General features: G+C 68.7%; 6 protein-coding genes. 4 read left to right on the forward strand and 2 right to left on the reverse strand.

All coding sequences use genetic code 11. The annotated features are described in order from the left end of the window. Positions 1-103: 103 nt before the first annotated feature. Both Q0066_RS07960 and Q0066_RS07965 read right to left on the reverse strand, forming a co-directional pair. Positions 104-793, reverse strand: coding sequence for a TrkA family potassium uptake protein (locus tag Q0066_RS07960; protein WP_298131793.1), 690 nt, complete (start codon positions 791-793; stop codon positions 104-106). An 11-nt stretch (positions 794-804) separates the two neighbouring features. After that, a complete protein-coding gene (locus Q0066_RS07965; protein WP_298131806.1) occupies positions 805-1,452 on the reverse strand; it encodes a TrkA family potassium uptake protein in 648 nt (215 codons plus the stop codon). 139 nt (positions 1,453-1,591) lie between these two features. Here Q0066_RS07965 and Q0066_RS07970 point away from each other — a divergent pair, with 139 nt between their 5' ends. From Q0066_RS07970 to Q0066_RS07985, 4 genes are all read left to right on the forward strand, one after another. After that, positions 1,592-3,625, forward strand: a complete 2,034-nt coding sequence (locus Q0066_RS07970; protein ID WP_298131796.1) for an APC family permease — start codon at positions 1,592-1,594, stop codon at positions 3,623-3,625. Position 3,626: 1 nt separating this feature from the next. Continuing rightward, positions 3,627-4,823 carry a class I SAM-dependent RNA methyltransferase gene (locus Q0066_RS07975; RefSeq protein WP_298131797.1) on the forward strand — a complete coding sequence of 399 codons (1,197 nt, stop codon included), beginning with the start codon at positions 3,627-3,629 and terminating at the stop codon, positions 4,821-4,823. Positions 4,824-5,232: 409 nt separating this feature from the next. After that, positions 5,233-8,022, forward strand: coding sequence for an aconitate hydratase (locus Q0066_RS07980; protein WP_298131798.1), 2,790 nt, complete (start codon positions 5,233-5,235; stop codon positions 8,020-8,022). Position 8,023: 1 nt separating this feature from the next. Next, positions 8,024-8,641: a hypothetical protein gene (locus Q0066_RS07985; protein WP_298131801.1), complete on the forward strand. Its 618-nt coding sequence runs from the start codon at positions 8,024-8,026 to the stop codon at positions 8,639-8,641. Positions 8,642-8,872: the final 231 nt, after the last annotated feature.

The raw sequence follows: 8,872 nt of genomic DNA on the forward strand, positions 1-8,872 counted from the left end.
AACCAGCGGTGGTGGGGTTTCGACAGGCTCAACCAGCGGTGGTGGGGTTTCGACAGGCTCAACCAGCGGTGGTGGGGACAAGCTCAACCGGCGGCGGAGAGTCTCAGTTGTGGACGCCGACCAGGGCGGCGCGGCCGCGGGGGCTGAGGTAGTGCGCCAACTCGGCCTCGTAGTCGGGATCGACCACGAACAGCAACTCGTCGGACGCCTCGACGGCACCGTCGCGCTCCGGGGAGCGGGCCGTGCCGTCCCGGATGATCGCGACCAGGACGGCGTCGCCGGGCAGGTCCAGATCGCCCACCCGGACGCCGACCCGCGGGCTGGTGTCCGGCAGGGTCATCTCGACCAGGTTGGTCTGGCCGCCGCGGAAGCTGAACAGCCGGACCAGGTCACCGACCGTCACCGCCTCTTCGACCAGGGCGCACATCAACCGCGGCGTGGACACCGCGACGTCCACGCCCCACAGGTCGTCGAACATCCACTCGTTGCTGGGGTGGTTCACCCGGGCCACCGTGCGCGGCACCCCGAACTCGGTCTTGGCCAGCAGCGAATGCACCAGGTTGGCCTTGTCATCGCCGGTGGCGGCGATCGCCACGTCGCAGGTCTCCAGCTCGGCCTCCTCCAGGGAGGCCAGCTCACAGGCGTCGGCGAGCAGCCATTCGGCGTCCGGCACGCTGGCGGTCTTGATCGCCAGCGGATCGCGATCGATCAGCAGTACCTGATGCCCGTTGCCGATCAACTCCCGGGCGATGGAGCGTCCGACGTTGCCGGCTCCGGCGATCACCACGCGCATGTCCGTGCCTCTCAGTGCTGTGCGGGCGGGGCGTCGAACAGTTCTTCGACGTCGGCCTCGCGGTCCTTGTGCACGGCGACATAGAGCAGGTCGCCGTCCTGGAAGATGGTCGATTCGGTCGGCACCTGGCCGACGCCGAACCGGATCAGGAACGGGATGGGGCAGTGCGCCGCCGCCGACATCACGCCGATCGTGGTGCCCACCCAGCCCGCGTTGACATGCATCTCGGACAGCCGCACCGAGCCGGACGGGTCCCGCCACTGCGGTTCGGCGCCTTCGGGCAGCAGCCGGCGCAGCACCTGGTCGGACGCCCAGCGCACCGTGGCGACCGACGGGATGCCGAGCCGCTCGTACACCTCGGCACGGCCCTCGTCGTAGATCCGGGCGACCACGTTGTGCACGCCGAACGTCTCGCGCACCACCCGGGCGGCGAGAATGTTGGAGTTGTCGCCGCTGGAGACCGCGGCGAAGCCGTCCGCCCGCTCGATGCCGGCCTTGATCAGCACGCCCCGGTCGAAACCCATGCCTTTGACGGTCTTGCCCTGGAAGGTGGGCCCGAGCCGGCGGAAGGCGTCCTGCAGGGCGTCGATCACCGCCACCGAATGGCCGCGCCGCTCCAGACTGCGGGCCAGGGACGACCCGACGCGGCCGCAACCCATGATCACGATGTGCACGACCGTGCCTCCTGCCTCGTGCCGCCTGAAAGGGCACTTGTGAACGACCGATTTGCCCGCCGCTCAGTATAGGGAGCACCGCCGCGTGAACGATCGAGTCCAACCCGGCATATAGTCAGCGGACGTGAGCATCACCGGTGCCGTCAAACGGCTGCTGGTCGGGCGGAAGCTGGCCAGCAAGCAGCTCGGCGAGACGTTGCTTCCGAAGCGGATCGCGCTGCCGGTCTTCGCCTCGGACGCACTGAGTTCGGTCGCCTACGCCCCGGACGAGATTCTGCTGACCCTGTCGATGGCCGGCGTCGTCGGCTTCGCCTACTCGTGGCCGATCGCGGTGGCGGTCGCCTTCGTCATGCTGATCGTGGTGCTGTCCTATCGGCAGAACGTCCACGCCTACCCCTCCGGCGGCGGCGACTACGAGGTGGCCACGGTCAACTTCGGGCCCACCGCGGGCCTGACCGTGGCCAGTGCGCTGCTGGTCGACTACGTGCTGACGGTGGCGGTGTCGACGTCGTCCGGCGTCCAGAACGCGAAGGCGCTGCTGCCCTGGGTGAACGGTCACGAGGGTCTGGTCGCGGCCGGCCTGATCCTGCTGCTGATGGCGATGAACCTGCGCGGCGTGCGCGAGTCGGGCACCGTCTTCGCGATCCCCACCTACGGCTTCATGATCGCCGTGCTGGGAATGACGGGGTGGGGACTGGTCCGCATCTTCGTCTTCGGCGACAACCTGGAGGCGCCCAGCAAGCACCTCGAAGTGATCGGCTCGGCGGTCTACGACCCGTTCGTCGGGTTCGCGATGATCGCCCTGCTGGCTCGCGCCTTCTCGTCCGGCTGTGCGGCGCTGACCGGCATCGAGGCGATCAGCAACGGCGTCCCGGCGTTCCGCAAGCCGAAGAGCCGCAACGCGGCGACCACGCTGACCCTGCTCGCCTCGGTGGCGGTGTCGATGCTCGGCGGCATCATCCTGCTCGCCAACCTGACCGGTTTGAAGCTGGTCGATCCGGACGGCCACAGCCACTTCGTCTCCAACGGCAAGGTGGTGCATGTCGACGTCGGCACCGCGATGGGACAGCTCGCCCACACCGTGTTCGACAACTTCGCGCCCGGCCTCTACTTCGTGATCATCGTCACCTTCATCATCTTGTTCCTGGCCGCCAACACCGCCTTCAACGGCTTCCCGGTGCTCGGTTCGATCCTGGCCAAGGACGGCTATCTGCCCAAGGCGCTGTACACCCGCGGTGACCGGCTCGCGTACAGCAACGGCATCCTGCTGCTCGCCGCTGCCGCGATCGGGTTGGTGCTGGCCTTCAACGCCTCGGTGACGGCGCTGATCAACCTCTACGTGGTCGGCGTGTTCGTGTCGTTCACCGTCAGCCAGGCAGGCATGCTGCGGCACTGGACGCGGCATCTCGCCACCGAGACCGATCCCCGGGTGCGCCGGCAGATGAAGCAGTCCCGGATCGTCAACGCCATCGGCCTGAGCTGCACCGGCATCGTGCTGTGCATCGTGCTGGCGGTGAAATTCCTGCTCGGCGCCTGGATCGCCATCCTCGCGATGGCCGTCCTGTTCGTGATGATGCGTTCCATCCACACCCACTACCGCAAGGTGGAGGCCGAGATCGCCGTCGGACAGGGCGAGCGCAACGTGCTGCCCAGCCGGGTCCGGGCGGTGATCGTGGTCAGCGGCATCAACAAGCCCACGGTGCGGGCGGTGAACTTCGCCAAGGCCACCCGTCCGAGCTCGATCGAGGCGGTCACCGTCTCGGTCGATCCCGACGAGACCAAGGAACTGCTCGACGAATGGCACGCCGAAGACCTCGGGGTGCCGCTGCGGGTGATCGACTCGCCGTACCGCGAGGTGACCTCGCCGGTGCTGAACTTCGTCAAGGAGGTCCGCTCGGACAACCCGCGCGACGTGGTGTGCGTCTACATTCCCGAATACGTGGTGGGGCACTGGTGGGAGCAGGTGCTGCACAACCAGACGGCGCTGATCCTGAAGGCGCGGCTGAACTTCATGGCCGGCGTGATGGTCACCTCGGTGCCCTATCTGCTCGCGTCGTCGAGGTACGCCATCGACCGGGCCAAGCGGGACAACCCGGCGGCCTGGCGGCGTCCGGGCACCGGGTCGGTGCGTTCCGGGCAGCACATGAGGTCGGAGTGACGTGCAGGCCGACGAACTGACCGGTCCGGTCGAGGTCGGGCCGGTCGCCCACGGCGGGCATTGCGTGGCCCGGGTCGACGGCCGGGTGGTGTTCGTCCGGCATGCGCTGCCCGGTGAGCGGGTGCGGCTGCGGATCACCGAGGTCACCAAGCGGTTCGCCCGGGCCGACGCGGTCGACGTCCTGGACGCCTCGCCGCACCGGGTGACCCCGCCCTGCCCGGTCGCCGGCCGGTGCGGCGGCTGCGACCTGCAGCATGTCGAGCCGTCCTTCCAGCTGGAGTGGAAGCGTCGGGTGCTGGCCGAACAGCTGCAACGGCTGGCCGGGATCGACTGGGACGGCGCGGTCGAGCCGGTGGGCCCCCTACTCGGGTCGCGCTGCCGGATGCGTTTCGTGGCTAGTGCCGAGGGACGGCTCGGGTTGCGGGCGCACCGGTCGCACGAGGTGGTGCCGTTGCCGTCCGAGGGTTGTCGATTGGCCGATCCCGCACTGCCGCTGTACCTCCGTGAAACAGCGACCGATTCGGCGACTGTGACGCCCGGTGAGCGTGGCGGCGGCCGGAATCGGTCGCCGGTTGACGAGCCGGACGAGTACCTGGGGGTGGTCAGCCTCGAGGGCGGACGGCTGGTCGCGGCGGGTTCGCCGGCGTCCCGAGCCGTTGTGACGCAACGGGTCGGGGCGCGTGACTTCACTGTCGATCTGGACGGCTTCTGGCAGTCGCACCGGGCGGCACCCGACGTGCTCACCGGCGCGGTTCTGGACGGCCTGCGCCCACAGCCGGGCGAGCGCGCCTTCGACCTGTACTGCGGCGTCGGCGTGTTCGCCGGTTCGCTGGTGGACGCCGGCTGCCGGGTCTGGGGCGTCGAGGGCAGCAAGGCGGCGATCCGGCACGCGAAGCGGAACGTGCCGGAGGCGTCCTTCTTCTCCGGTGATGTCCAACGCACGCTGCCCCGGCTGCCCGGACGCGCCGACCTCGTCGTCCTGGACCCGCCGCGCACCGGTGCCGGCCGCGCCGTGATGACCGCCATCGCTCGGCTGCGACCCCGAGCGATCGCCTATGTCGCCTGCGACCCGGCCGCGCTGGCCCGCGACCTCGGCATCGCTGCCGAGGCCGGCTACACCGCCTCTTCGATCAGAGCGTTCGACCTGTTCGGGATGACCCAGCACCTGGAAGCCGTCGCCGTCCTGCACCCGTCCTGACCCCACCCGCGCCGGAGGGCCGGCAACGGTGGGACGGGGGGACGGTTCTTTTCGTCCCAACTTTGACCCGGGAGTGGGACGGGGGGACGGTTCTTTTCGTCCCAACTTTGACCCGGGAGTGGGACGGGGGGGACGGTTCTTCCGGTCACCTTGGCGCCGCGAGTGGGACGAGAGTGGCTGTGGACCGAAAGAACCGTCCCCGCGGTCCACTTCGGTCCGGATGTGGGACGAAAAGAACCGTCCCCGCGTCTGCAGCCGACATGGTCGGCATGACCCAGCACATCGAGGCGGTCGCGATCGTCCACCCGGTGTGAGCGAGGGCCAACAGCACTAGGCTTGGCGGAACGCGAACGGCTGCGGTAATATCTCGACATCGAGATAAATCCCGTGGGCATCCAAGGAGGTACGCATGAGCAAGGACAGTTTCGGCGCCAGGACCACCTTGGAAGTCGGCGGGACCGACTACGAGATCTTCGACCTGCACCAGGTGCCGGGCTCGGACAATCTGCCATTCAGTTTGAAGGTGCTGCTGGAGAACCTGCTGCGCACCGAGGACGGCGCGAACATCACCGCCGACGACATCCGTGCGCTGGGGGAGTGGGAGCCGTCCGACGAACCCAACCGCGAGATCCAGTTCACCCCGGCCCGGGTGATCATGCAGGACTTCACCGGCGTCCCCTGTGTGGTCGACCTGGCCACCATGCGCGAGGCGATCGCAGAACTGGGTGGTGACGCCAACAAGGTGAACCCGCTGTCGCCGGCCGAGATGGTGATCGACCACTCGGTGGTGGCCGACCTGTTCGGCACCCCGGACGCCTTCGCCCGCAACGTCGAACTCGAGTATCAGCGCAACCGTGAGCGCTACCAGTTCCTGCGCTGGGGCCAGGGCGCCTTCGACGACTTCGTGGTCGTCCCGCCCGGCACCGGCATCGTCCACCAGGTCAACATCGAGCACCTCGCCCGGGTGATCTTCCCGCGCGAGGTCAACGGCGTGCTGCAGGCCTACCCCGACACCTGCGTCGGCACCGACAGCCACACCACCATGGTCAACGGCCTGGGTGTGGTCGGCTGGGGCGTCGGCGGCATCGAGGCCGAGGCGGCCATGCTGGGCCAGCCGGTGTCGATGTTGATTCCGCGGGTGGTCGGCTTCAAGCTGTCCGGCAAGCTGCCCGAGGGCACCACCGCCACCGACCTGGTGCTGACCATCACCGAGATGCTGCGCCAGCACAAGGTGGTCGGCAAATTCGTCGAGTTCTACGGGCCCGGCGTCTCCGAGGTGCCGCTGGCCAACCGGGCCACCATCGGCAACATGAGCCCCGAGTACGGCTCCACCATCGCGATCTTCCCGATCGACTCCAAGACCACCGACTACCTGCGGCTGACCGGACGCGACGAACAGCAGATCGCGCTCGTCGAGGCCTACGCCAAGGCCCAGGGACTGTGGCACGACGCCGATCATGAGCCGCGCTACTCCGAATACCTGGAGCTCGACCTGGGCACCATCGTCCCCTCCATCGCAGGCCCGAAGCGTCCCCAGGACCGGGTGCTGCTGGCCGAGGCCAAGGAGGGCTTCAACGAGGCGCTGCGCGACTACGTCGGCGACGACGAGGTCGGCTACGACGAAGCGGTCGCCGAGACCTTCCCGGCCTCGGACGCTCCCAGCCACGCCGGCGGCGACGGATCGCCCGAGCCGCACCACTACGGCGCGGTGGCGTCCGCTGTGCACGACCGCCCCTCGCACGTCACGCACGTCACCCTGGCCGACGGCACCAGCTTCGACCTGGACCATGGCGCGGTGACCATCGCGGCGATCACCTCGTGCACCAACACGTCCAACCCCAGCGTGATGATCGGCGCCGGCCTGCTGGCCAAGAAGGCCGTCGAGAAGGGGCTCACCCGCAAGCCGTGGGTGAAGACGTCCCTGGCGCCCGGCTCGAAGGTGGTCACCGACTACTACGCCCGTTCAGGGTTGGACGAGTACCTCGCCAAGCTCGACTTCGACCTGGTCGGCTACGGCTGCACCACCTGCATCGGCAACTCCGGGCCGCTGATCCCGGAGGTGTCCCAGGCGGTCAACGACAACGATCTCGCGGTCACCTCGGTGCTGTCGGGCAACCGCAACTTCGAGGGCCGGATCAACCCCGACGTCAAGATGAACTACCTGGCCAGCCCGCCGTTGGTGGTCGCCTACGCGCTGGCCGGACGGATGGACATCGACCTGCTCAACGAGCCGCTGGGCGAGGGTTCGGACGGCAAGCCGGTGTACCTGCGCGACATCTGGCCCTCCACCGAAGAGGTGGAGCAGGTGGTCAGCAGCTCGATCTCGGCGGACATGTTCTCCAGCCGCTACGCCGACGTGTTCGCCGGCGACGACACCTGGCGCTCGCTGCCCACTCCGACCGGTGAGGTCTTCGAGTGGGACGCCGACTCGACCTACGTGCGCAAGCCGCCGTACTTCGAGAACATGCCGGCCGAACCGGCCCCGGTGACCGATGTCGCGGACGCCCGGGTGCTGCTCAAGCTGGGTGACTCGGTGACCACCGACCACATCTCGCCGGCGGGTTCGATCAAGGCCGACAGCCCGGCCGGGAAGTACCTCACCGACCACGGCGTGGCCCGCAAGGACTTCAACTCCTACGGCTCGCGGCGCGGCAACCACGAGGTGATGATCCGCGGCACCTTCGCCAACATCCGGCTGCGCAATCAGCTGGCGCCGGGCACCGAGGGCGGCTTCACCCGTGACTTCACCGTCGATGACGCTCCGGTGACCACCGTCTACGACGCGGCGCAGAACTACGCCGCGGCCGGCGTCCCGCTGGTGGTGCTGGCAGGCAAGGAGTACGGCTCGGGTTCGTCGCGTGACTGGGCGGCCAAGGGCACCGCGTTGCTGGGCGTGAAGGTGGTCATCGCCGAGAGCTACGAGCGGATCCACCGCTCCAACCTGATCGGCATGGGTGTGCTGCCGCTGCAGTTCCCCGAGGGTGAGAACGCCGAATCGCTGGGGCTGACCGGCGAGGAGACGTTCACCTTCACCGGCATCGAGGAGCTCAACGACGGCACCACGCCGAAGACCGTGCACGTGAAGGCCGACGACAAGGAGTTCGACGCCATCGTCCGGATCGACACCCCGGGTGAGGCCGACTACTACCGCAACGGCGGCATCATGCAGTACGTGCTGCGCAGCCTGCTGAAGGCCTGACTTGGCCAAGCGGCTCGACAAGGCGGAACGCGCCCGCAGGGAGCGTGAGATCGCCGCACGCTCGGCGACGGTGGGCAAGCCGCGTCCGGCTGAGGTGAAGCCGCAGCCCGCGGCCAGGCCGAAGGCCAAACCGGTCACCCGGCCGGTGAGCGTGCGGGCCACCCATCGCGGGATCGGCTCCGAGTTGGCCGAGCGGGCCGCCTGGTCGATGCTCGCCGCATTGGCCGCGCTGGTCGGTGCGGGCATCGCGCTGGCGATCGGGAACGCCCTGCTGCCGGTGCTGTGTCCCACCGACGACGCCAGCTGCGGTCTGGGCTGGATGGTGCTGATCGGCATGGCCGGCTACGCGCTCGCGCTGCTGCCGGCCTGCGCGATCGGCGGGCTCGGCATCTGGTTCTGGGTCGCGTACGTCGCCGGCTACTCGCCCCTGCTGCTGATGGCTGCGGTGGGGGACTGGTGGTGGTGGACGGCCCTGGTCCTGCTGCCCCCGGTCGCCGCCGTCGCCAGCGCCCCGCTCGGTCACGACAAGCTGCCCGCTCAACAGCGGTACGGCCTGCTCGGCATCGCGGTGATGGGTCTCGCTGCCGTCGTCTGGTGGTACGGCTTCGCCGCCGTCTGAGCCGTTCTTTGTTCGAGACGTCCTCGGGTTGAGCAAGCTCAACCACCGTCGGGCGAGCTTGTCGAGACCTCTTCAGCCTGGACGGCGTCCCGACTCCTCGTCATCCCGGGCTTGCCCCGGGATCCCCGACTCGTAACGCTGGGGATTGGCGGTTACCTGACTCCAGGGGATGCCTACGGCGAGCGGCCAGGGACGGCAGGGACGGATGCGGTGACGTCCGAGGACCGCTAG

The sequence above is a fragment of the Micropruina sp. genome (genome assembly GCF_027492755.1).
Taxonomy (GTDB): Bacteria; Actinomycetota; Actinomycetes; order Propionibacteriales; family Propionibacteriaceae; genus Micropruina.